This is a genomic window from Agromyces albus (genome assembly GCF_030815405.1).
GTDB lineage: Bacteria > Actinomycetota > Actinomycetes > Actinomycetales > Microbacteriaceae > Agromyces > Agromyces albus_A.
Genome location: NZ_JAUSWX010000001.1, coordinates 4,231,303 through 4,253,453, shown reverse-complemented (window position 1 = coordinate 4,253,453; position 22,151 = coordinate 4,231,303). Strand labels below are relative to the sequence as shown.

Here is a 22,151-nt window from a genome sequence, read left to right as displayed (position 1 = left end):
GGCGTGACAGACTGGGCGCGTGAGCAACGACGTTCCGACCCTCGATCATCTGCTCGGCTCGGCGCGCGTCGTGGCGCTGCCGCTCGTGACGCGATTCCGTGGCATCGACGTGCGCGAGGCGGTGCTGCTCGAAGGCCCCGAGGGCTGGACCGAGTTCTCGCCCTTCGTCGAGTACGACGACGACGAGGCATCCGCGTGGCTCGAAGCGGCGATCGACTACGGATGGAACGCGCCGCCGCCGACCCTGCGCGACCGCATTCCCGTGAACGCCACCGTGCCGGCGGTCGACCCCGACAGCGTCGCAGCCGTGCTCGCGCGCTTCCCCGGTTGCCGCACCGCAAAGGTGAAGGTCGCCGCGAGCGACCAGACCCTCGCACAGGATGTCGCCCGGGTTCGCGCCGTTCGCGAGGCGCTCGGCCCCGAGGGCCGCATCCGCGTCGACGCGAACGGCGGCTGGAACGTCGACGAAGCCGAGCACGCGATCCACGCGCTCGCGCCGTTCGACCTCGAGTACGTCGAGCAACCGTGCGAGACCGTCGAGGAGCTCGCCGAGATCCGCTTGCGCACGAAGTACATGGGCATCCCGATCGCGGCCGACGAGAGCGTGCGGCGCGCGGCCGACCCGCTCGAGGTCGCTCGCCTCGGCGCCGCCGACCTGCTCGTCATCAAGGCGCAGCCGCTCGGGGGAATCCGCCGAGCGCTCGACATCGTCGAGTCCGCAGGCCTGCCCGTCGTGGTCTCGAGCGCCCTCGACACGAGCGTCGGCATCGCGATGGGGGCGCAGCTCGCGGCATCCGTTCCCGACCTCGAGTTCGACTGCGGGCTCGGCACGGCGTCACTGCTGTCGGCGGATGTCACGCACTCGCCGCTCCTGCCCGAAGACGGGTCGATCGCGGTACGACGGGTCCTGCCCGACCCCGAGTTGCTCGACCGCTACGCCGCGAGCGCCGAGCGCACCGAGTGGTGGCTCGATCGCCTCGGGCGGGCGCACGCGGTGCTGACGGCTGGGGCGACAGCCGCGGCGGTCGAGTAGCGCCGGGCGCTACTCGACCACCGGAGGCGTCTACCAGAGCGCGATCACGATGGGCGCCGATTGCGAGTCGGCGTAGCCCTCACCGCCGTCGAACGTGACCGTCAGCACGTGGATGCCGGCCCCGAGCTTCGGCAGCTTGACGTCGAAGCGTCCCGTGCCGTCGGCCGCGACCTGCGTCGTGGCGATGACGTTGTCGCCGTCGAGCACGGTGAGGGTGCCCACGGCGGATGTCCCGTCGGCGGCGGTCACCTGGCCCGTGAGCTTCACCGACGACCCGGCCTTCGCGAAGACCTTGTTCGGCACGGCGACGACCGAGGTTCCGACCTCCGGGGGCTCCTGTCCGTCGACGAGCACCGCCGCGGTGCGGGCGGGCACGGTGAGGGCGCCGGTCGCGGCATCCCACTCCGTCGCCTTCACGACCGGGTCGGCGCCGTTCGAGAGCGCGTCGGCGAGCGCGAACTCGCGCCCGGCGAGGCCGCCGACCGTCTCGGTGATCGCCTCGGGCGAGGCGTTGAACACGACGAGCGCACCGTCGAGCTGGGGGTCGACGTCGTCGCCCACGAGGTCGTCGATCTGCATCACGATGAGGCCAGGCGTGGCATCCGGTCCGCTGATCGGGAACGACACCTTCTCGTCGATGAGCGCCGCCGAGCCGAGCTGCAGCAGGTCCACTTCGTCTCGCACCCGCAGCAGGTCGAGCGCGGATGCCTCTGCCGCTGCGATGTCGGCAGCCGCCGGCTTCAGCGCGGGGTCGGCGAGCAGCGGCGCCATGATCGGCCACTTGCCCTCGTTGTCGGCCGCCGGCGGGAGGCCGGAGCCGAACGTCGACTCCTGCCCCGTCCAGTCGATGCGGTTGAACCAGTCGCCCGAGTTGTAGCTGTTCCGGTCGAGCGACTTCGAGCGGAGCAGCTCGGTGCCGGCGTGCCAGAACGAGGGCGACTGCGAGAGGGTCACCGTCGCGAGCGACAGCGTGTTCATGCGCACGCGGTCGGCCATCGGGGTGCCGGTCGGGAGCTTGAACACCGAGAGGTCGTAGAGCGTCTCGTTGTCGTGGGCGTCGACATAGTTGATGACCTCGTCGGGCTGGTCGGCGTAGCCGGCCGGCGAGCCCCGGTAATCGAGCGCGTCGCCGCGCACGACCTGGCCCGAGGCATCCGTCAGCTCGTAGGCGCGGAGGTTGCCCGCGAGGCCGAGCTTGACGAGGTCGGTCTGGTGCCTGAGGTCGGCGAGCGCCTGCTCGGGAGTGCCGTTGATCGGGTCGCCGTTCGGGTCGGTCGCGAGTCCGGTGCCGTAGCCCTGCACGAACGTCGACGCGCCGTCGACCGGGCTGCCGCCGTGTACCGCGTCGCGGAGCCGGTCGTTGAACGTGCCGATGCCCGTGCCACCGAGCTGGCCCTGCGTGGCCTGCTCGAAGAGCGCGTTGTTCGCGACCTCGCCGAAGTTCCAGCCCTCGCCGTAGAGGTACACCGCCGAACCGTCGACGCCGTCGTCCTCGAGCGTGAGTTCGTCGAGCGCCGCCCGAACCGCGAGCATGTTCGCCTTCGAGTGGTGACCCATGAGGTCGAAGCGGAAGCCGTCGACCTTGTACTCCTTGGCCCACAGCACCACGGAGTCGACCATGAGCTTCTCGGCGACCTCGTGCTCGGTCGCGATGTTCTGGCAGCACGTCGAGGTCTCGACACCGCCCACGGCGTTCAGGCGCTGGTAGTAGCCGGGCACGACCTTGTCGAGCACCGACTTCTCACCCTGACCGGATGCCGCGGTGTGGTTGTAGACCTCGTCGAGCACGACCTGGTGGCCCGTCGCGTGCAACGCGCCGACCATCTCCCTGAACTCGGCGACGCGGGCGCCGCCATTCGGATCCACCGCGTAGGAGCCCTCGGGCGCCTGGAAGTGGAACGGGTCGTAGCCCCAGTTGAAGCCGTCGAGATCGCGGATCGACTCGAGGCAGGCCTGCTGCTCGGCTGATGCCGGGCCGAAGCTCGCCAGGTCGCAGGCGGGAGTGGCCTGCGCCGCGCGGTTCTCCTCGATCGTCGCAATGTCGAACGTCGGCAGCAGGTGCACGGTGTTGATTCCGGCCTCGGCGAGCTCCTCGAGCTGCGCGGTGCCGGCCGAGTCGCGAGTGAAGGCACGGTAGGTGCCGCGCTCCGCCTCTGGCACGGTCTCGTCAGTGATCGAGAAGTCGCGCACGTGCAGCTCGTAGATCGCACGGTCGACCGCGCGCTCCACGACTGGCGCTGGCGTCTGCTCCCATTCCGCAGGACGGAGCGACTCGTCGTCGAGGTTCACGACGACCGAGCGAGCCGAGTTCGTCGTGAGGGCCACGGAGTACGGATCGGTGACCGAGTTCGTCTCGATCGCGCCGGTCGTCGGGGCGTAGACCTCGACCGACCAGCGGTACTCGTCGCCCACCGACGGGCCGTCGACGCTCCATGTTCCGGTGGCGGCGTCGAATGCTGCCGGGATGACGGTCGGGTCGCCGACGCCACCTGACGTCCACACCTCGAGTGCGACCGACTGCGCGGTGGGCGCCCAGAGCGTGATGGTCGAGTCGAGCCCGGTCACGTCCGCGCCGAGCGTTGCCGTGGCGAGCGCCTCGGCGTAGAGGTCGTCGAGCACGCCGGGCACCTGCACGCCGGTGAACGCGCTGAGCGCGCCATCCGTCGACTGTGCCACCGCCAGCTGCTCGGTCAGCAGCTGCTGTACGGCCGCGCGGTCGGCGCCGACCGGGTGCAGGGCGAGGAACCCCTCGAGCGCCGGGAACTTCGCGAGCTGCGCGTCGGTGAGGCCGGCCGGGTCGAGTGCGAGCTCGATGGGCGTGCCGCCACCGTTCACGGCACCGTCGGCCGCGACGAGCGCAGCGTCGGCCGAGTGCTCGAGGGTCCAGGTGGCCGAGGCAGCGGATGCCCCGCCCAGCAGTTCCGCGGGCCACGCGAGCGTGTCTTCACTCACCCAGTGCGCGCGCGACTGCCCGCTGCCCGCGAGCGGCGGATCGGTCACGATGATCTCGAGTACGTGGGTCGCGATCGTGTAGCGGAACTCGATGAGCTTGCCGCCCTCAGCCGTGAAGGAGTAGTTCGCACCGCCGGGCGCACCGCCGACGCCGTAGTTCTCGTTCCAGTTCAGGCCATGGGCGACCTTCACCTCGTACGAGCCGTCGGGGATCGACGTGGTCGACCAGGTGTAGACGCCGTCCTTGTCGCCGTCCTGCATGAGGGAGGCGAGGCACTCGGGCTGCCAGTCGCCGGGGCATCCGACCTCCGACTGGAAGCTGCCGGGCAGCGTGACCGTGGGGCCCTCGGCGGTCGAGGAGACGACCTTTGTGTTCGGGTTCCAGTAGAACGTGATCGGCCCGCCCGCGTGGGAGTACGAGACGTTCGGCCCGTTCGGCTCGCCGTTCGCGCCGTAGTTCAGGTCCCAGCTGCCGTTGATCGCGACCTTGTACTCGTAGTCGCCCGCGGGCACGTCGAAGGTGCCCGCGTAGATGCCGTCGGCGCGGAGCGTGAGCTTCGCCGCATCGCAGCCCGGGGTCCAGTCGCCGGCGCAACCCATCTCGGAGTTGTGCGAGCCCGGCACGGTGACCAGCTCGATGGGTTCCTCGGGCTCCTCCTCCTCGACGAGGTTGACGGCGTTGCCGACCGACGCATACGTACTCGCCGCCGAGCGGTGGCCCGCGGCATCCGTCGACACCGCGCGGTACTCGAGCAGCGTGCCGTTCGCGAGGCCGGCCGTGTCGTGGAAGACGCGGGGGCTCGTGTCCTCGGCCGTGCCGAGCGAGTTCCAATCGGCGGAGCCCGCGACGCGCCAGGCGAAGCTCGTCTCCTGCCACGTGTTGTCGTCGACGTCGGCGGCGACGGCGCTCACGCCGGTCACGCCGGCTCCGGCGACCGGAACCGAGACCGAGATGGCGGATGCCGCGTCGGGCGCGCTCACCGGCCGGTCGGCCTTCCACACCACGGCGCCGAGCGCCGGCACGGTGACGGATGCCACGCCCGCGGCATCCGCGGTGACCGCAGTACCATCGCCGTAGAGCACCTGGAACGCGCCGTCGCCCGTGAGCGTCGGCACGTCGACGGTCTTCGCGGCGTTCGAGTTGTTCAGGGCGACGAGGTACTCCGTCTTCTCGGTGCGGTCGACGCGCGAGAACGCGTAGACGCCCGCGCCGCTGTCGGCGTAGCGCTCGACCTGCGCGCCGGTCTCGAGGGCGGGGTGCGTCTCGCGGAGGGTCGCGAGCTCGGCGATGTGCCCGTAGAGCGGGGCATCCGTGGCGAAGTGCTCACCGGTGCCGAAGGTCTCACCCGTGACGAGCGGCTGGTTCTGGAACTCGGTGACCTGCGTGGGGAAGAGCGTCTGCCGCGCGCTCTGGTCGCCGCCGATTCCCGCGAAGCCCTGCTCGTCGCCGTAGTAGACGACCGGCTGTCCGCGGGTCAGGAACATGAGCTCGTGAGCGAGCTCGTCGCGCTGCAGCGGCTCGGCCGTCGAGTTCATGAAGTAGCCGACGCGACCCATGTCGTGGTTGCCGAGGAAGGTGGGCAGCGCCGTCGCCGACGAGTCGGGCGTCGTGTAGTAGTCGTCGCCCGCGAAGAGGGACTGCAGGCCCTTCGCCGAGTTGCCCGCCGCGAAGCTCACGGCTTGCGACTGGAAGGTGAAGTCGAGCACGGAGTTCATGTCGCTGTTGCGCACGTAGGGGCTCAGCTTGACCGGGTCGGCGTCGTACACCTCGCCGAACATGAAGAAGTCGGGCTTGCCGGCGGCGTGCGCGTAGTCGAGCACCTGCGTCGACCACTGCTCCCAGAACTCGAAGTTCACGTGCTTGGCCGTGTCGATGCGGAAGCCGTCGATACCGAGGTCGACCCACTGCTGGTACACGTCGACGAAGCCGTTCACGACGGTCGGGTGCTCGGTCATGAGGTCATCGAGGCCGACGAAGTCGCCGAGCGTGACCGACTCGCCCTCCCACGTCGAATCGCCGCGGTTGTGGTACAGCGTCGGGTCGTTGAGCCAGTCGGGCACCTTGAGGTCGGTGTCTTCGGGCGCGACGACGGGCGTGTAGGGGAAGCTCGTGGCCGCGTCGAGGGTCGGGAACGGCTGGCTGCCGTCGGCGAAGTCGGCCGGGTCGAAGACGTTGCCGTCGGCGTCGCGATACGGCTCGGTCGCCTTGTCGATGTACGAGTTCTGGCCCTCGGCGTAGTCGATGACGTCGGCCGTGTGATTCGTGATGATGTCGAAGTAGACCTTGATGTCCCTGGCGTGCGCCTCGGCGATGAGGGCCTCGAGCTCGGCGTTGGTGCCGAGGTGCGGGTCGATCTGGGTGAAGTCGGTGATCCAGTAGCCGTGGTACCCGGCGGACGCATTTGCGCCCTCGCCCTGCACTGGCCGGTTCTTGAAGCTCGGGGTGAGCCAGATCGCGCTCGTGCCGAGGCCGTCGATGTAGTCGAGCTGCGAGCGGAGGCCGGCGAGGTCGCCGCCGTTGTAGAAGCCCTTGTGAGTCGGGTCGAAGCCCGTCGTCAGGGCATCGCCGGTGAGTCCGCCCTGGTCGTTGGTCGCGTCGCCGTTCTCGAAGCGGTCGGTCATGACGAAGTAGAAGGTCTCGTCACTGCCGGGCTGACGCACGGGGTCGGACACGAGCGCGGCGTCGGATGCCTCGTCGTACGCGGTGCGGATGCCGGTCGACTCGAGGCCCACGCGCTTCAGGGTGTCGTCGAACACGACGCGAACCGGGGTGTCACCCGCGACGGTGAGCGGGATGTTGTCGCCGCCGCCGTTCAGGCCGTACGCCTCGTCCCACGAGTCGTTCACGGCGACCTTGTACTCCCAGGTGCCCGCGGGCACCGTGAAGTCGGCGGCGAAGACGCCGGGAGTGCCGGTCGCGGTGAGCTCGGTCGCGGCGCACGCGGGATCCCAGTCGGCGGGGCATCCGAGCTCCGATTGGAGCGAGCCGACGAGCGCGAACGTGCGCGGCTCCTCGGCGGCGGCCGCAAGGCCTGGAATCACGGCGATGGCGGATGCCGCGAGGGCCCCCGAAACCACCAGAGCGAACCAGCTTCGAGCGCGACCGCGTTGCGTCATCCTTGACTCCTGAATCCCGGCACGACGGCGTGCCACCGGCAATGCTGCGACGCTAGCAGCGCGGTGCGCACTTATGCAAGCGCTTGCAATTGTTGAGGACAGTTGGCTTTCAGTCTGTCGGTCACCGGCGAACCACGATGCAAATCGCGTTGTAAACGCTCTCATATCGGATGGTGACCGAGCGATCCAAGGCCGAACTCCTCGGCAACGTCGTTGGCCGCGCCATAATCGAGCATGGTCAGCGCGCACCGTCCCGCACCCATCCACGTCGACGAGCAGGAACTCGACGAGCTGCGAGAGCGGCTGCGCCGCACGCGTTGGCCGGAACCACTCCCTGCACCGGAGTGGGAAGCGGGCATCGAACTTGCTACGCTCCGCGAGCTGTGTCGATTCTGGGCCGATGACTACGACTGGCGGCCCCATGAGGCGTGGCTGAACAGTCTCGACCCGATCGGTGTGCCGGTCGACGGTCTGGAACTTCAGGTCTTCCGCGCTGCTGCTGGCGGGACCGACACCGTTCCCCTGCTGCTGCTCCACGGGTGGCCCGGCTCGATCGTGGAGTTCCGGCACGTGATCGAGCCCTTCATCGACCCTGCGCCCGGGCGGCCCGCGTTCGATCTCGTCATGCCCAGCCTTCCGGGCTTCGGGTTCGGCGGGAAACCGACCGAATCCGGTTGGGGGGTCACGCGCATCGCCGAGGCGCTGCACACACTCATGTCGGTGCAACTGGGGCACGCACAGTACGGCATCGCCGGCGGCGATTGGGGTGCGATCATCGGCTCTCGGCTCGCACAGCTCCACCCCGATGCGGTCGTCGGCTTCCACACCAACATGCCGCTGCTCAGCGCGCACCGGCGGCCCTCATGGGCAGATCAGCCCGACGAGCGCGAGCGCGGCCTGCTCGCCAGATGGGACGAGATGGATGCGACGGGTCGCGCGTATGCGCAGATTCAGTCGACGCGGCCGCAGTCGCTCGCGATGGCGCAGACCGACTCGCCTGCAGGGCTGGCCGCCTGGGTGCTCGAGAAGTTCCAGGCGTGGAGCGACGGCGGACTCGGAGTGTTCTCGACAGAGGATCTGCTGACGAACCTGATGTTCTACTGGATCCCGCGCTCCGTCGCGTCCTCCGCCATGATCTACTACGAATCTCGGCTGGACCCCGAGGGACGCGCACACCCGGTGCCCGAGGTGCCCACCGCCGCGGCCGTCTTTCCAGCTGAGATCAATCCAGCCGTGCGGCGATGGGTCGAGCCGCACTACCGCCTTCTGCGGTACACCGAGATGCCGCGCGGCGGCCACTTCGCCGCACTCGAGCAACCCGCACTGTATGCCCAGGACGTCAGTGAGTTCTTCGCACGTCTCAAGCGAGGCTGAGGCGGCGGGTGCGCGGGTCGTTTCTGCTCAGCCCTTTCAGCGGTCGTCACACGAGACGGCTGACGGCCACGTCGCGGAAGCGCTCCTCGCGCAACCGCGCGGCCTCCTGCCGCCGCTCGTGCAACTCGGCCAGCTGCTCGCGGCTCTGCTCGACGGGCGTGGGTCGCACGAGGTGGGAGATCCGGTCGACGAGCGTCTCGTGGCCGGTCGGGCGGGCGGACGCCGTTCCGGTTGCGATGAGTGCGGTGTTCATGATGACTCCTCGGGTTCCGTTCGGTTCGGCCCGATTCGGGGCCTGTATCCGTTGTACGGCGAGGGGTCGGTGCGGCTCATCGGCGACGACTACTGAGATCTCGCGCGCGCACTACCGAGATCTGCCCCGGTGGTCCAGTACGCCGAGCGAGGCGCGAAGCTACTCGTTCACCGGAGCAGGCACGAGCACCTCGGGCGCGAGTCGCGCGGCGTCCTGTCGCGACGGCACCCCGAGCTTCGCGAGGATCGCGGCGACGTGACTGTCGACCGTGCGCACCGAGAGCACGAGCCTTCCGGCGATCTCCGTGTTCGTGAGTCCCTCGGACACGAGCCGCAGCACGTCGACCTGGCGGTCGGTGAGGCCCGCCGGATTGCGCCGCGTCGGCGTCGACGGGCCACGTGGAATGCTCCGGACGCCGCGCTCCCGCAGGTCGCTGCGCACCCGGCGCGCGAGCGGCGTTGCGCCGATGCGGTCGAGGATCGCGAGCGCCTCGAGCAGGTCGGCGTCGTGCGGGCTCTCGGCGAGCGCGGACGCCTCGTGGTAGGGGCATCCTCGCGCCCGCCAGAGCTCGGCGGCGCGCGCCCAGTCGCCTCGCGCCTGAACGGCGAACGGGTGGTCGCCCTCGGGCACCTCGACCTCCTCGCCCGCGCGGCGCAAGTATGCGGCGAGCTCGGCCTGCTGGTTCACGGCCTGGAGACGCACTGCCTCCTCGTAGGCGGCCCTCGCGATGGCGCGGGCCGAGTCGAGGTCGCCGCGGAGCAGGGCGGCTTCGGCTCGTGCCGACGCAACAGGACCCGTTCGCTGCCACTCGCCGAGGTGCGTGGCGACGCGCCACGCCTCCTCGAGCGTCGCCTCACTCTGAGGGTCCCCGCGGCGCACTCCGACGAGGCCGACCACCGTGAGTGCGACGCAGCGCGCATGCGGCAGCGATTCACGCGAGAATGCGGCCGCAGCGATCGCGTCCTCCCAATGTGCCCGGGCAAGGTGCAGTCGCGCTCGCTCGACCTGCTGGTAGGTCCAGAGCCCCAAAACCTCGGTGCGCTGCGAGAACTCGAGCGCCGGGCCGAGGTGGTGTTCGGCGAGATCGAGGCGGTACTGGTCGAGCAGGCTCCACACGAGGTTGACGTGGGCGCGGGCGGCGTCGTCCATGAAGTTGGCGGCGGCCGCGACATCCGCCGCCTCCAGGAGCTCCTCGATGCCCTCGTCGCGGTTCTGCAGCAGGTGGGCGGTGCCGAGGTTGTTGAGAGCGTGCGAGAGCACTCGGTGGTCGCCGACCTCGCGCCCGATCTCGACCGCACGCGACGCGAGCTCGATCGTGCGCGGCACGTCGTGCGCGAGCATGGCGAGTTGCGCCTCATTGCTCAACGCGAGGGCGAACAAGCCGCGGTCGCGGGAGTCGCTCAGGACCTCGGATGCCTCGCGGGCCGTCGCCTCGGCGTTGCGCCGCTCCCCCGCGAGCCAGTGGATGCGCGACGACCAGCGCAGGCTCGCGCCGAGCGCCGTCGCATCGCCGAGCTCGCGCCGCAACCGCTCGACCTCGGCCTGCACCTCGACGGCTTCGGGAATCTGGCCGAAGATGTACTGCTCGATCGCGAGCTCCTGCAGGAGTTCGACGCGCTCGGACGCCTCGAAACGATCGGCGTATTCGAGCGCCGCGCGGTAGTGCGCGGCCGCCTGCCGGTGCGCCCCGCTCACGGCGGCGTCGCGAGCGGCGCGCGGCGCCCACTCCACGATTGCGTCGACGTCGCCGGCCTCGGCCGCGTGCGAGACGATGCGGCCCGGGTCGGCGCCGAGCTCGAGCAGCATCGCGAGGACGCGCGCGTTGAGCGCGATGCGACGGGACGCGGGCAGGGAGTCGACGACGGCTTGGCGCGTGAGCTCGTGGCGGAACTGCACTCCGTCTGGCCGCACCGCGAGGATCCCGCGTTCCTCGGCGGCGCCGAGCGCTCCCGGCCCGCCGGGCACGAGGCGCGCGAGCTCCGCCGATCGGACGGCGGAGGGGATGACGGCGAGCTGTTCGACGTGCGCCCTCGTGTCGGCGTCGAGGCGGCGCAATCGCCCCGTGACCGCATCGACGACCGTGCGCGGCACGTGCGCGGCATCCGCCGAGGCGACGAGCTCGCTCACGAAGTACGGATTGCCGCGCGTGAGGGCGAAGACGCGATCGGGGTCGAGCCCGCCCTCGGCGGCGAGCGCACCGACCGCCGACGGCGAGAGTCGTTGCACCGCAACGTGCCGCACGTTCGTCTGCACGTCGCCGAGGAGCCGAGTGAGCGGATGACCGCCGTCGAGCTCGTCGTCGCGATACGTGAGCACGAGCACGGCGGGAAGCTCGTCGATGCGCCGCGTCAGGAAGCGCAGCGCATCGAGCGTGGCCTCGTCGGACCAGTGCACGTCCTCGACGACGAGCACCGTTCCGGGCGCTGACTCGAGCTCGTCGCGCAACGACTCGAAGACCTCCTCGCGATCGCCCGAGCGCAAGGCATCTGCGAGTCGCGGCCCGACGAACGGCGTCAGATCGCGCAGCGGTCCGAGCGTCCGCGGCGTCGCGAGGGCATCGCACGCGCCCACGAGCACGCGGCAGCCCGCGGGCGGGCGCGACCGCAGCGCTGCCACGAGGCTCGACTTGCCGATGCCGGCTTCGCCGTGCACGAGCAGCACGCTGCCGCTCCCCTCGCGAGCGGCGCGCGCGGCGTCATCGAGCTCACCGAGTTCGTGCTCGCGCTCCAGCAGGGTCATAGTGCGATCGTGCTCTCGCGGCGGCGGGCGCGCAAGGAATCAGAGACCCGAGTAGGCGTGCAGTCCCTTGAAGAAGAGGTTGACGATGGTGAAGTTGAACAGCACCGCCGAGAAGCCGATGATCGCGAGCCACGCCGAGCGCGAGCCCCGCCACCCGCGGGTCGCCCGCGCGTGGATGTAACCGGCGAAGATGACCCAGATGATGAAGGTCCAGACTTCCTTCGTGTCCCAGCCCCAATAGCGGCCCCACGCCTTCTCGGCCCAGATCGCGCCGGCCATGAGCGTGAAGGTCCACAGGATGAAGCCGATGATGTTGACGCGGTAGGCGAGGTTCTCGAGGGTGATCGAATCGGGAAGCGTCGCGAGGAAGTTCTGCTTCATCTCCTTCGCCGTCTCGGCAATGGATTCGCGCCGCGACTGCAGGAGCTGCACGACCGAGAGGGCGAAGCCGAGCGCGAAGAAGCCGACCGACGACGACGCGACGAACACGTGGATCACGAGCCACGGCGACTTCAGCGCGGGCGGCAGCGGCACGACGCCCACGTAGAAGTTCACCGTCGCGACCCCGAGCAGCACGAGCACGAGGCCCGTCACGAACGTGCCGAGGAAGCGCAGGTCCTGCTTCACGAGCACGAGCACCACCAGGAACACGGTCGTGATGATGAGCGTGCCCGTGAGCGCGAACTCGTACATGTTGGCCCACGGCACCCGCCCGGCGGCGAGACCGCGCAGCACATCGGCGGTGAGGTGCAGCAGCCATGCGACGACCGTCATGGCCACGCCCACGCGCAGTGCCGGCGAGCGGCCGTAGACGACGGATGCCGCAGCGCCCGCCCGGTTCGCAGGACGCGCGATGCCGTCGGTGCTCCCCACCGCCGGCGCGCCCGCAGCGACCGGCACCTTCGCCTCGTCGACCGCGCGCGTCGCCGCAGCCGAGCGCCTCGCGAGGTCGATCGCGTACGCGATGAACGCGATCGCGTACACGGCCATCGCCGAATACACGCAGAGGATGGAGATCTCGTCGAGCGTGAACGTCACGGTTTCTACCTTACGTCGAAGAGGAATCGCGGTCGTGGGGCGGTTCGGCGGTCGGGAGCCCAGTCGAGAGCCCGGTCGGGAGCCCGGCGGCGTGCCGGTCGGCGAACGCGGCGACCGCGGCCTCGAGCCCCGGGTCCTCACCGCGCGCGAGTGCCGCGTACTCGAGCACGACCCGGCCGTCGGCGCGCGTCGCGGCCTTCACCCACATGCGCCGTCGCGGCACGAAGAGCGAGACGAGGAGTCCGGCGAGGATGAGGATCGCGAACACGAGCACCCACAGTTGCGACGGGTCGTGGTGGATGTCGAACGACGCGAAGCGCGGCACGCTCTGCGAGAGGTCGCCCTCGGCGGCATCCGGATCCGCATTGTCGAAGGAGACCGAGCCGAGCCCGTTCGGCAGCTCGGCCGTCTCGCCGGGCTTCAGCTCGATCGAGTCGACGCCCGTCGAGCCGCCGGTGAGCTGCTCCATGCTCGAGGGGTCGAGCGTGTACACCGAGGTCGGCTCGCCGCCGTCGATGCCGAGATCGCCCTGGTACACGTTGAGGGTGAGCACCGGGAAGATCAGGTCGGGGTAGCTCGACGTGTAGGCCCCCGAGGCGAGCTCGCTCTGCGTCGGATAGAAGAAGCCGACCATGCCGACCTGCTCCTCGAGGCCGTCTGGCACCTTGACGACGCCGATCGAGGTGAGGTTCGCGTCTTGCGGCAGGAACGGCACCGAGTCGGTGAACACCACCTCGCCGTCGGCATCGCGCACCGTGATCGTCGGCGCGTAGCCGTTGCCGAGCAGGTAGACGTCGGTGCCGTGGGTGTTGAGCGGCTCGTTGACCTTGACGGTCTCCTCGGTCGCCTGCTCGCCCTGGCCCTGCACGGTCACGTGCGCAGTGAAGTCGATCGCCTGCCCGATCGCGTCCTGGTTGCGCGTCTCGTAGACGGCGTCGAGCTCTTCGAGCGAGATCCGGTACGGCTTGAGCGACGTGTCGTCGAAGAAGCGGCCGGGGTTGAACGAGTCGTACGCCGCGAGCGTGTTGACGAACGACTGGCCCTCGACGATCACGCGCTGCCCCGCGAAGCCGAAGCCGCCGCCGATGCCCACGGCCACGAGCACGCCGAGCAGTGCGGTGTGGAACACGAGGTTGCCGGTCTCGCGCAGGTAGCCGCGTTCGGCGGAGACGGATGCCTCGCCACGCGTGTCGAAGCGCTCGACCCGGTATCCCGCCTGACGGAGCTGCTTCGCGGCGGCGGCGATCGCGGCATCCGCTTCACTGCTGGTCGAGCCCGTCGAAACCGCGCCCGGTGCAACCGGCAGCGGCCGTTCGGTGTACCCGGCCAGGCGCGAGAGCCGAACCGGGGTGCGCGGGGGGCGGGCTCGCAACGCGTCGAGGTGGTGCTTCGTGCGCGGGATGACGCAGCCGATGAGCGAGACGAACAGCAGCAGGTAGATCGCCGAGAACCACGCCGACGTGTAGACGTCGAACATCTGGAAGCCGTCGAGCACGGGCGCGAGCCCGGGATTGTCGGTGAAGTACTGCACGACGCCGTTGGGGTCGCTCGAGCGCTGCGGCACGAGGGAGCCGGGCACCGCGGCGATCGCGAGCAGCAACAGCAGGAGCAGTGCGGTGCGCATGCTCGTGAGCTGTCGCCACGCGAAGCGGATCCAGCCGACGAAGCCGAGCTTCGGCTGCGTGACGGAGCCGTCGGATGCCGCGTCGGGCGCACCCTCGACGGAGTCGATGTGATCGGCGGGCCGCGACGGCGCGCCCGGATCAGATTGCGGGGACAAAACCGGTGATCACCGCCTGCAGCTCGTAGATCCAGACCGTCCAGAGGCCCGAGACCATGAGCACGCCGATGAGCATGAGGAGCGAGCCTCCGATGATGTTGATGACGCGGATGTGCCGGCGGAGGAACGCGAGCGAGCCCGTGACCCAGCCGAAGCCGAGGGCGACGAGCAGGAACGGGATGCCGAGGCCGATGCAATAGGCGAGGCCGAGGAGCGCCCCGCGGCCCGCCGAGGCCGAGTCGGCGCTGAGGGCGAGCACGACGGCGAGGGTCGGGCCGATGCACGGGGTCCACCCGAGGCCGAACACGATGCCGAGCAGCGGTGCGCCCGCGAGGCCCGTGGCGGGCCGCCATGAGGGCTTGATCGTGCGCTGCAGAAACGTGAACTGTCCGATGAAGACGAACCCCATGACGATGAGCACGATGCCGAGCACCCGCACGAGCACGTCGGCGTAGACCTGGAGCCACGCGCCGATCACGCCGAACGCGGTCGTGAAGATGAGGAACACGAGCGTGAAGCCCGCGATGAAGAGGAGCACGCCGAGGAGGAGGCGTCGACGGTTGCGGCGTGCCTCGACGGCGTCGGCCGAGGCATCCGTGAATCCGCCGACGTACCCGAGGTAGCCGGGCACGAGCGGCAGCACGCACGGCGAGAGGAACGAGACGATGCCCGCGGCGAGCGCGATCGGCATCGCCGCGAACAGTTGCCCGTTCAGCACGATCTCACCGACGCCCATGCCCGCCGCCCGGCCTACGCCTGCTCGGCGAGCAGCTGGTCGATGATCGACTCGAGGATCGACGCGCTGTCGAGCTGCCCGAGCACCCTCGCGGCCACGCGGCCCTCCTGGTCGAGCACGATCGTCGTCGGCACGGCGGCCGGCGGCACGGGGCCCGAGAACGCGAGCTGCGCCTCACCCGAGTTGACGTCGAGGATCGACGGATACGTCACGCCGTACTTCTCCTCGAAGGAGGCAGCGGTGCCGGCCTGGTCGCGCACGTTGACGCCGACGAAGTTCACGCCCTCATCGGCGAACGCCTCCGCCACCTCCTGGAGGATGGGCGCCTCCGCCCGGCACGGCGCACAGCCCGCGTACCAGAAGTTCACGACCTGCACCTCGCCCTCGGCGTCGGCCGAATCGTAGCGTTCGCCCTCGACCGTCTCGCCCGAGAACTCGATGCGCTCGCCGCGCTGCGGCTCGTCGAACTCCGAGATGGTGCCGTCGCCCGCGATGTAGTTCTTGCCACTGCCCTCGCGGTATTGCTCGGCGAGCGGGTCGCTCGTGCAGCCCGTCAGCAGGAGAGCGGATGCCACGGCGAGCGCAACCCCGACTCTGCGGGTCGCGTGCATCACACCGCCCCCACGTCGGTCGCCTGCGCGGCGATACCCGCCGCCGGATCGCGGTAGCCGACCTCGACGAACCCGGCGCCGCGACGCTCGAACGTCGTGATGCTCGAGAGCGCGCAGCGACGGCGGCGAGGGTCGTGCGAGAGCGACATGCCCACGACACGGCGATGCACCATCCAGATCGGCAGCTGGTGGCTCACGATCACGACGTCGCCGTCGTCGACCGAGGTCCAGGCGTCGTCCATCGCGTGCAGCATGCGGGTCGCGATCGAGCGGAACGGTTCGCCCCAGCTCGGCTGGAGCGGGTTCACGAGGTAGCCCCAGTTGCGCACATCGCGGAGGGCGCCGGCACGGCCGCTCATGCGCTTGCCCTCGAATCGGTTCTCGGGCTCGATGACGCGGTCGTCGAGCGAGGCCTCGAGCGAGAACACGCGGCCGATGGGCTCCGCCGACTGCTGGGTGCGCTGCAACGGAGAGGAGATGAGGGCCCGTACCGGGCGTGATCGGGCGGCGAGGTCGTCGGCGGCGGCTTGCGCCATCTCATGCCCGAGGCTGGAGAGTCCGTAGCCCGGGAGACGACCGTAGAGCACGCCCTGGGGGTTGAATACCTCGCCATGGCGCACGAGATGGATCTGCTCGGCCGGCACGGTCTCCAGTCTACGGAGCGGTTCCCTATGAAAGCGCCGAGCGCCGAGGCCCACCGACCCGTCGAAACGCCGGCGGCCGAGACGGCCGTCGGCGCTCGCGTCGCGGCGAAGGCCAGAACTGGCCTTCGCTCCCGGCTCCAGCGCGCAAGTAGGATGGTCGATCGTGAACACCCGCACCCTCGTCAAGAACCTCGCCGCGCTCCCCGACGGCCCCGTCACCGTGTCCGGATGGGTCGAGACGGTGCGTGATCAGAAGAAGGTGCAGTTCGTCATCCTGCGCGACGAGTCCGGGGCGGTGCAGCTCGTGAACCCCGCGACCCGCGAACTCGAGGAGGGGGCGGATGCCGCGGCATCCGCTCGGCTCGCGACGACCGAGTCGATCTCGGCGCTTGCGCACGGCACCTTCCTCACCGTGTCGGGCGAGCTGAAGCACGACGAGCGCGTGAAGCTCGGCGGCCTCGAGGTGAAGATCGGCTCACTCGAGGTGGTCGCCGAGGCGAACCCCGAGACGCCGATCGCGGCCGACTCGAGCCTCGACAAGCGCATGGACTGGCGCTTCCTCGACCTGCGCCACCCGAAGCAGCACCTCATCTTCCGCATCCAGACGACGTTCGAGCACGCGCTGCGGCAGTACTGGATCGACAACGACTTCATCGAGATCCACACCCCGAAGCTCATGGCGAGCGCGAGCGAGTCGCGCGCCGAGCTCTTCGAGGTCGACTACTTCGAGGGCAAGGCCTACCTCGCCCAGAGCCCGCAGTTCTTCAAGCAGATGGCGCAGCCGGCCGGCTTCGGCAAGGTGTTCGAGATCGGCCCGGCATTCCGTGCCGACCCCTCGTTCACGTCTCGGCACGCGACCGAGTTCACCTCGATCGACGCCGAGATGAGCTGGGTCGACTCCCATGAAGACGTCATGCGAATGCACGAGGAGCTTCTCGTGGCCGCGTTCACGGCGGTGAAGGAGAAGCACGGCGCCGAGATCCTCGAGCTCTTCGGCATCGAGCTCGAGGTGCCCACGACGCCGTTCCCGCGCATCCCGCTCGCCGAGGCGAAGCAGATCGTCGCCGACCGCGGCTACGTCATCCCGCGCGACGACGCGGACATCGACCCCGAGGGCGAGCGCCAGATCTCCGCGTACGTCAAGGAGACGTACGGGCACGACTTCGTGTTCCTCACGAACTGGGACATCAGCCTGCGGCCGTTCTACCACATGCGTCACCCCGAAGACTCGGCGCTCACCAACTCGTACGACCTCATCTACAACGGCGTCGAGATCTCGACCGGAGCGCAGCGCGAGCACCGCATCGACGTGCTCGTCGAGCAGGCGAAGGAGAAGGGGCTCGACCCTGAAGAGCTCGAGTTCTACCTCGACTTCTTCCGCTACGGCGTGCCCCCGCACGGCGGGTTCGGCATGGGCCTCGCCCGCGTGCTGATGCTCATGCTCGAGGAGCACTCGATCCGCGAGACGACGTACCTGTTCCGCGGCCCGACGCGCCTGCTCCCCTAGCTCCCGCCTCCCTGCCAACTCGCGCGCTCGCCCGCTCGGGCGCGCTCGTTGCCCGATCCGACGCGCGTGAAGTGACGCAAATCGACGTTCGCACGTGGTCGAGCGTCGATCTGCGTCATCTCGCGGCATCCGCAACCCAGCCCGCCGCGAGCAGCGCCTGACGGACCCGTTCCAGACGCTCGGTTCGGCGGATGCCGCGGTGCGAACGGTTGAAGCGGATGACCCACCACCCCGCGTGGGCGAGGTCGTCGAGCCGATCGACGTCGCGCGCGTACTGCGCGGGGTCGTCGCGGTGGTGGTCGCCGTCGTACTCGACGAGCACCCGGAAGCCCGGGTACGCCAGGTCGCCGATCGCGATCAGATCACCCCACGCGTCGAGAATCGGAAGGTTCACCACCGGTTCGGGCAACCCGAACTCGACGAGGTCGAGCCGCAGCTCGGTTTCGGCGGGCGAATCGACGCCCTCGCGCACGAGCTCCAAGGCAGCGCGCAGCACACGGTTGCCCCGCTTCCCCGTTTGGCGCTTCACCGCCTGGACGAGCTCCGACATCGAGGCGAGCGGATGCTGCCGGCGCACGAGCGCGTCGCCGATCTGCACGAGCTGACGCAACGTGAGCTCGGGTGCCACCTGGCACCACGCGTCGAGCGCCGACGCCGTCGGCAGGCCGCGCACCGTCACGACCGTGATGCTGCCGGGTGACATGCGGTGCCCGCCGACGCCTGCCGCGCGGGGCAGCCCGTGCGGCGCGAAGGCCGAGACATCGAGACGGTCATCGCGACCGAACGGGAGGGGCAGCCCGTGGAGCGCAGCAGCTGTGCGGTGCGTGAAGACCTCGCAGTCGCGCATCCTCGTTCGGTAGGCGCGGCAGCGCTCCTCCATCGAGAGCGGTTGGTGGTGCGGCATCCGTACGCCGTGGAAGGGTCGGCGAAGGTCGGGCCCTCGAAGGCGCCCTTCCCCGAGCGACACCGCACGCGGGGCGGCCACCGTGAAGGCATCCGTGGAGAATTCGGCTGGCAGGCGTTGTCGTGGCGGCACGTTCCGACCCTGCCTGACCGGCACGCGACCAACACCGCGATCTTGCTCGCCTGTGGACTGTCGCCCCCTCCACAGCCGCCGCGCGGCCGAGTGGCCAGCGCTCGTGCGCCGCCGCGGGTCGGCGAGATGACGCGAATCGACCTTCGGACGTCTGTGAACGTCGATTTGCGTCATCTCGCGGGCTCGAGACGCCGCTCCCCGGCCCGCAGACGGGCGACGTAGGCTCGGAGGGTGACCGACATCACGCGCGCGGTCCGCATCGGAGGCGGTACGTTCCGCATGGGGTCGAGCGAGTTCTACCCCGACGAGACACCAGTGCACGAGCGCACCGTGGGCCCGTTCGAGATCGACCTGCACCCAGTCATGAACGAGCAGTTCGCGGCGTTCGTCGACGCGACCGGCTACGTCACCGTCGCCGAGCGCCCGCTCGATCCCGCCGACTTCCCGGGCGCCGACCCGGCGGACCTCGTGCCGGGCGGTCTCGTGTTCACGCCGACCGACGGCCCCGTCGACCTGCGCGACTGGCGGCAGTGGTGGCGCTGGGGCGCCGGCGCGAGCTGGCGGCATCCGTTCGGGCCCGGGTCATCCGTCGACGACAAGCTCACCCATCCCGTCGTGCAGGTGAGCTTCGCGGATGCCTCGGCCTACGCGGCGTGGGCCGGCAGGCGCCTGCCGACCGAGGCCGAGTTCGAGTTCGCCGCGCGCGGCGGCCTCGACGGGGCGCGGTTCGCGTGGGGCGACGAGGAGCGTCCGGGCGGGCGGCTCATGGTGAACCGGTGGCAGGGCTCGTTCCCCTACCGCAACACCGGCGCCGAGGGGTGGGTCGGCACGTCGCCGGTGATGACGTTCCCGGCCAACGGATACGGGCTCTTCGACGTCGCCGGCAACGTGTGGGAATGGACGACCGACTTCTACACGCCGCGGCACGAGGTGGCCGGCCAGGTGGCGGTCGACCCGGGCGCCCGCGAGAACCTGCTCGCCGAGGCATCCGCCGAACCGGGCTCGCGTATCCCCCGCCGCGTGCTCAAGGGCGGCTCGCACCTGTGCTCCCCCGAGTACTGCCTGCGCTACCGCCCCGCCGCGCGCTCACCGCAAGCCGACGACACGGCGACGACCCACATCGGGTTCCGCTGCGCGCGCGACGTCGCCTGACGGTCAGATGTCGCCGTCGGGCCGCTCGGTGGCCTCCAGGTCGCGGAACGCCGGCCCTTCGATGAGGCGACCGGATGCCTCGAAGCGCGAGCCGTGCAACGGGCAGTCCCAGGTCGCTTCAGCATCGTTCCAGCACAGCACGCCGCCGAGGTGGGTGCACACCGCTCGCACGGCGCGCGTGGTGCCGTCGACGGTCGAGACGCCGATCGGTACGCCTCCACGTGAAGCCACTACGCCCTTCCCCTCCGCTGGCTTCGGCACGGGCGCACGGCGCAGCTCGGCGCGCACCCATCCTGCGACGAGCTCGCGCCCGACCGTGGCGTTCTCGGCGATGCCGCGGCCGACGTCGGAGGGCATCGTGACGCGGGTGGCGAGCGTCCGGATCCACGGACGCTGCTCCGGCCACGGGTCGCCGAGGATCTCCGCCGAGATGCGCAGCGCCGCCGCCGCGCCGTTCGTGAGTCCCCACTTCGCGTACCCGGTGGCGACCCACACGCGGCCGCGGCCCCGCGGCATCCGTCCGGCGAAGGGCACCAGGTTGGCCGACTCGTAGTCCTGCGCCGACCACCGGTGGGTGAGTTCGGCTCCGGGGAAGTACCGCTTCGTCCACTCGAGGAGGTCCTCGACGCGCGCGGCGGCGGAGTCCACCCGGCCCACCGGGTGCTCGTTGCCGCCGACGACGAGCTGCTGCGGGGCATCCGGTGACTCGGGATCGGGTGCTGTGCGCAGCGAGCGGGTGCGCCCGTCGACGGAGATGAACAGCCCAGGCGTCGGCGGGTCCTCGACCCGGAACGACGCGAGATAGGAGCGGGAGTGCCGCGTCTTCGCGAAGTACAAGCCCCGATACAGCACCGGAGCAGCGGTCGTGATGACGACGTCGTCGGTGAGCAGCTCGCCGTCGTCGGTCTCGACGATGGCCGGATCCGACGCGCGCACGCCGGTGACGCGAACGCCGGTGGTGAGCGCGCCGCCGTTCCGCACGAACTCCCGCGCCATCTCGAGGGCGAGCCGATACGGGTCGAGGGCGAGCTGGCCGGGGAGCGCGACGGCGCCCGCAAAGGGGAAGGGCACCGGCATCCGCTCGACTCGCTCGACCGGCAGGCCGGCCTCGAACGCGGCCTGGAACACGTCGTCGAGCGTACGCAGCCCGCCCTGCTCCTGCGCATAGCTGTAGTCCGTCTCGAAGGCGAACGGCACGCCATGCTCTCGGCTGAACTGCTCGATCCAGCGCTGGCCGTCGAGGTTCGCCTCGATGTAGGCCCGCGTCACGCGGGCCGAGTGCGACCGCCGGATCATGCTCAGCCGCTTGCCCTGCAGCACGCTCGCTTTGCCGGTGTTGCCACCGGTCGCGAGCGCGGCGACGTCGCGTGCCTCGATGACGGCGACGCTGCGCCCGGCTCGCTGGAGCTCGAGCGCCGTGGCGAGACCGGTGATCCCCGCGCCGACCACGACGACGTCATATCGATCGCCGGGCGCCGCCCCGCGTTCGGGCAGCACGAGCGGCCGCCCCTCGAATTCGCCGGTCGCGGTCGCTTTCCAGATCGACGTCATGGCACCAGTCAAGGGGCATGGTGCTGAACCGGCAATGGCTTGACGAAGCGTGCGGCGCAGGGATACGAGGTCGATCGCGACGAATCAGTCGCCGAGCAGCGCCGTCCGCAGTCGCGTCGCGTCGACGCGCCAGAAGTCGTGCACCTCGCCGTCGATGAGCAGCACGGGGATCTCCTCGGCGTACCGCGCGTGCAGTTGCGCGTCGTCGAGGATCGAGCGCTCGTCGAGCACGATGCGCGGCGCAGCATCCGTCGCCGCCTCGAACTCGGCGATCACCCCCTGCACCACCGCTCGCGCGTCGTCGCAGAGGTGGCATCCGGGCTTGCCGAGGAGGGTCAGGCGGATGTCTCGTGCGGTCACCCTGCAAGCCTACGCATGCCGCCCGGGCGCAGCGAAAAGCGCCAGGCCTGATGCCTGACGCTCAGCTGTGTTGCGAAGGACTACTTCTTGTTGCGGCGCTGGTGGCGCGTCTTGCGGAGCAGCTTGCGATGCTTCTTCTTTGCCATGCGCTTGCGACGCTTCTTGATGACAGAACCCATCAAAACCTCACAGAAAGATCGAGACGGCCGCGCGTGCCGCAGCCGAAGGCATGAAAGCCTCGCGATAGTCTAGCGGATTCGGGCCGCCG

Annotated in this window: 16 protein-coding genes; 4 read left to right on the top strand and 12 right to left on the bottom strand. The window is 70.0% G+C overall.

All coding sequences use genetic code 11. From position 1 onward, the window contains the following. Positions 1–19 precede the first annotated feature (19 nt). Positions 20–1,033 carry an o-succinylbenzoate synthase gene (locus QFZ29_RS20265; RefSeq protein ID WP_306896519.1) on the top strand — a complete coding sequence of 338 codons (1,014 nt, stop codon included), beginning with the start codon at positions 20–22 and terminating at the stop codon, positions 1,031–1,033. Between the two features lie 30 nt (positions 1,034–1,063). Here the strand turns inward: QFZ29_RS20265 and pulA are convergent, their stop codons facing one another. Then, a complete protein-coding gene (gene pulA, locus QFZ29_RS20260) occupies positions 1,064–7,102 on the bottom strand; it encodes a pullulanase-type alpha-1,6-glucosidase (RefSeq protein ID WP_306896517.1) in 6,039 nt (2,012 codons plus the stop codon). 234 nt (positions 7,103–7,336) lie between these two features. Here pulA and QFZ29_RS20255 point away from each other — a divergent pair, with 234 nt between their 5' ends. Continuing rightward, complete coding sequence (locus QFZ29_RS20255; protein WP_306896516.1) at positions 7,337–8,476, top strand: epoxide hydrolase family protein; 1,140 nt, start codon at positions 7,337–7,339, stop codon at positions 8,474–8,476. Positions 8,477–8,522: 46 nt separating this feature from the next. On the opposite strand, the gene QFZ29_RS20250 is transcribed toward QFZ29_RS20255, so the two are convergent. The 7 genes from QFZ29_RS20250 to QFZ29_RS20220 form a co-directional block, all read right to left on the bottom strand. After that, positions 8,523–8,729, bottom strand: a complete 207-nt coding sequence (locus QFZ29_RS20250; protein WP_306896515.1) for a hypothetical protein — start codon at positions 8,727–8,729, stop codon at positions 8,523–8,525. 159 nt (positions 8,730–8,888) lie between these two features. Continuing rightward, positions 8,889–11,468, bottom strand: coding sequence for an ATP-binding protein (locus tag QFZ29_RS20245; protein WP_306896514.1), 2,580 nt, complete (start codon positions 11,466–11,468; stop codon positions 8,889–8,891). A 39-nt stretch (positions 11,469–11,507) separates the two neighbouring features. Beyond that, complete coding sequence (gene ccsB / locus QFZ29_RS20240) at positions 11,508–12,458, bottom strand: c-type cytochrome biogenesis protein CcsB (protein ID WP_306896829.1); 951 nt, start codon at positions 12,456–12,458, stop codon at positions 11,508–11,510. A gap of 58 nt (positions 12,459–12,516) precedes the next feature. Continuing rightward, positions 12,517–14,286, bottom strand: coding sequence for a cytochrome c biogenesis protein ResB (resB, locus tag QFZ29_RS20235; RefSeq protein WP_306896513.1), 1,770 nt, complete (start codon positions 14,284–14,286; stop codon positions 12,517–12,519). Further along, positions 14,270–15,022: a cytochrome c biogenesis CcdA family protein gene (locus tag QFZ29_RS20230; RefSeq protein WP_306896511.1), complete on the bottom strand. Its 753-nt coding sequence runs from the start codon at positions 15,020–15,022 to the stop codon at positions 14,270–14,272. Before QFZ29_RS20230 ends, resB begins: the two co-directional genes overlap by 17 nt. Before the next feature lie 14 nt (positions 15,023–15,036). Beyond that, the gene (locus QFZ29_RS20225; protein WP_306896509.1) at positions 15,037–15,633 is read right to left on the bottom strand and encodes a TlpA family protein disulfide reductase; all 597 of its coding nucleotides are present in this window, start codon (positions 15,631–15,633) and stop codon (positions 15,037–15,039) included. Continuing rightward, positions 15,633–16,277, bottom strand: a complete 645-nt coding sequence (locus QFZ29_RS20220) for a histidine phosphatase family protein (protein ID WP_306896508.1) — start codon at positions 16,275–16,277, stop codon at positions 15,633–15,635. The genes QFZ29_RS20225 and QFZ29_RS20220 overlap by 1 nt, the downstream gene beginning before the upstream one ends. A 163-nt stretch (positions 16,278–16,440) precedes the next feature. Between QFZ29_RS20220 and aspS the strand changes: the two genes are divergently transcribed. Continuing rightward, positions 16,441–17,784, top strand: a complete 1,344-nt coding sequence (gene aspS / locus QFZ29_RS20215) for an aspartate--tRNA(Asn) ligase (protein ID WP_306896506.1) — start codon at positions 16,441–16,443, stop codon at positions 17,782–17,784. Positions 17,785–17,899: 115 nt separating this feature from the next. Here the strand turns inward: aspS and QFZ29_RS20210 are convergent, their stop codons facing one another. After that, positions 17,900–18,688: a hypothetical protein gene (locus QFZ29_RS20210; protein WP_306896504.1), complete on the bottom strand. Its 789-nt coding sequence runs from the start codon at positions 18,686–18,688 to the stop codon at positions 17,900–17,902. Between the two features lie 363 nt (positions 18,689–19,051). Here QFZ29_RS20210 and QFZ29_RS20205 point away from each other — a divergent pair, with 363 nt between their 5' ends. Continuing rightward, complete coding sequence (locus tag QFZ29_RS20205) at positions 19,052–19,972, top strand: formylglycine-generating enzyme family protein (RefSeq protein ID WP_373426254.1); 921 nt, start codon at positions 19,052–19,054, stop codon at positions 19,970–19,972. A 3-nt stretch (positions 19,973–19,975) separates the two neighbouring features. On the opposite strand, the gene QFZ29_RS20200 is transcribed toward QFZ29_RS20205, so the two are convergent. The 3 genes from QFZ29_RS20200 to QFZ29_RS20190 all read right to left on the bottom strand — a co-directional run bounded on the left by QFZ29_RS20200 (position 19,976) and on the right by QFZ29_RS20190 (position 22,062). Continuing rightward, on the bottom strand, positions 19,976–21,523 hold the full coding sequence (locus tag QFZ29_RS20200; RefSeq protein ID WP_306896503.1) for an FAD-dependent oxidoreductase: 1,548 nt from the start codon (positions 21,521–21,523) through the stop codon (positions 19,976–19,978). A gap of 84 nt (positions 21,524–21,607) precedes the next feature. Further along, complete coding sequence (locus tag QFZ29_RS20195) at positions 21,608–21,883, bottom strand: glutaredoxin family protein (RefSeq protein ID WP_306896501.1); 276 nt, start codon at positions 21,881–21,883, stop codon at positions 21,608–21,610. A gap of 80 nt (positions 21,884–21,963) precedes the next feature. Beyond that, a complete protein-coding gene (locus QFZ29_RS20190; protein ID WP_003792170.1) occupies positions 21,964–22,062 on the bottom strand; it encodes a 30S ribosomal protein bS22 in 99 nt (32 codons plus the stop codon). Between the last annotated feature and the right edge of the window lie 89 nt (positions 22,063–22,151).

Bases quoted from the DNA above. Each gene is read 5' to 3' on its own strand.
- QFZ29_RS20200 (WP_306896503.1), bottom strand. From the start codon at position 21,523: ATGACGTCGATCTGGAAAGCGACCGCGACCGGCGAATTCGAGGGGCGG.
- ccsB (WP_306896829.1), bottom strand. From the start codon at position 12,458: ATGGCCGTGTACGCGATCGCGTTCATCGCGTACGCGATCGACCTCGCG.
- pulA (WP_306896517.1), bottom strand. From the start codon at position 7,102: ATGACGCAACGCGGTCGCGCTCGAAGCTGGTTCGCTCTGGTGGTTTCG.
- QFZ29_RS20225 (WP_306896509.1), bottom strand. From the start codon at position 15,633: ATGCACGCGACCCGCAGAGTCGGGGTTGCGCTCGCCGTGGCATCCGCT.
- QFZ29_RS20230 (WP_306896511.1), bottom strand. From the start codon at position 15,022: ATGGGCGTCGGTGAGATCGTGCTGAACGGGCAACTGTTCGCGGCGATG.
- QFZ29_RS20190 (WP_003792170.1), bottom strand. From the start codon at position 22,062: ATGGGTTCTGTCATCAAGAAGCGTCGCAAGCGCATGGCAAAGAAGAAG.
- QFZ29_RS20245 (WP_306896514.1), bottom strand. From the start codon at position 11,468: ATGACCCTGCTGGAGCGCGAGCACGAACTCGGTGAGCTCGATGACGCC.
- QFZ29_RS20255 (WP_306896516.1), top strand. From the start codon at position 7,337: ATGGTCAGCGCGCACCGTCCCGCACCCATCCACGTCGACGAGCAGGAA.
- QFZ29_RS20250 (WP_306896515.1), bottom strand. From the start codon at position 8,729: ATGAACACCGCACTCATCGCAACCGGAACGGCGTCCGCCCGCCCGACC.
- QFZ29_RS20210 (WP_306896504.1), bottom strand. From the start codon at position 18,688: ATGCCGCACCACCAACCGCTCTCGATGGAGGAGCGCTGCCGCGCCTAC.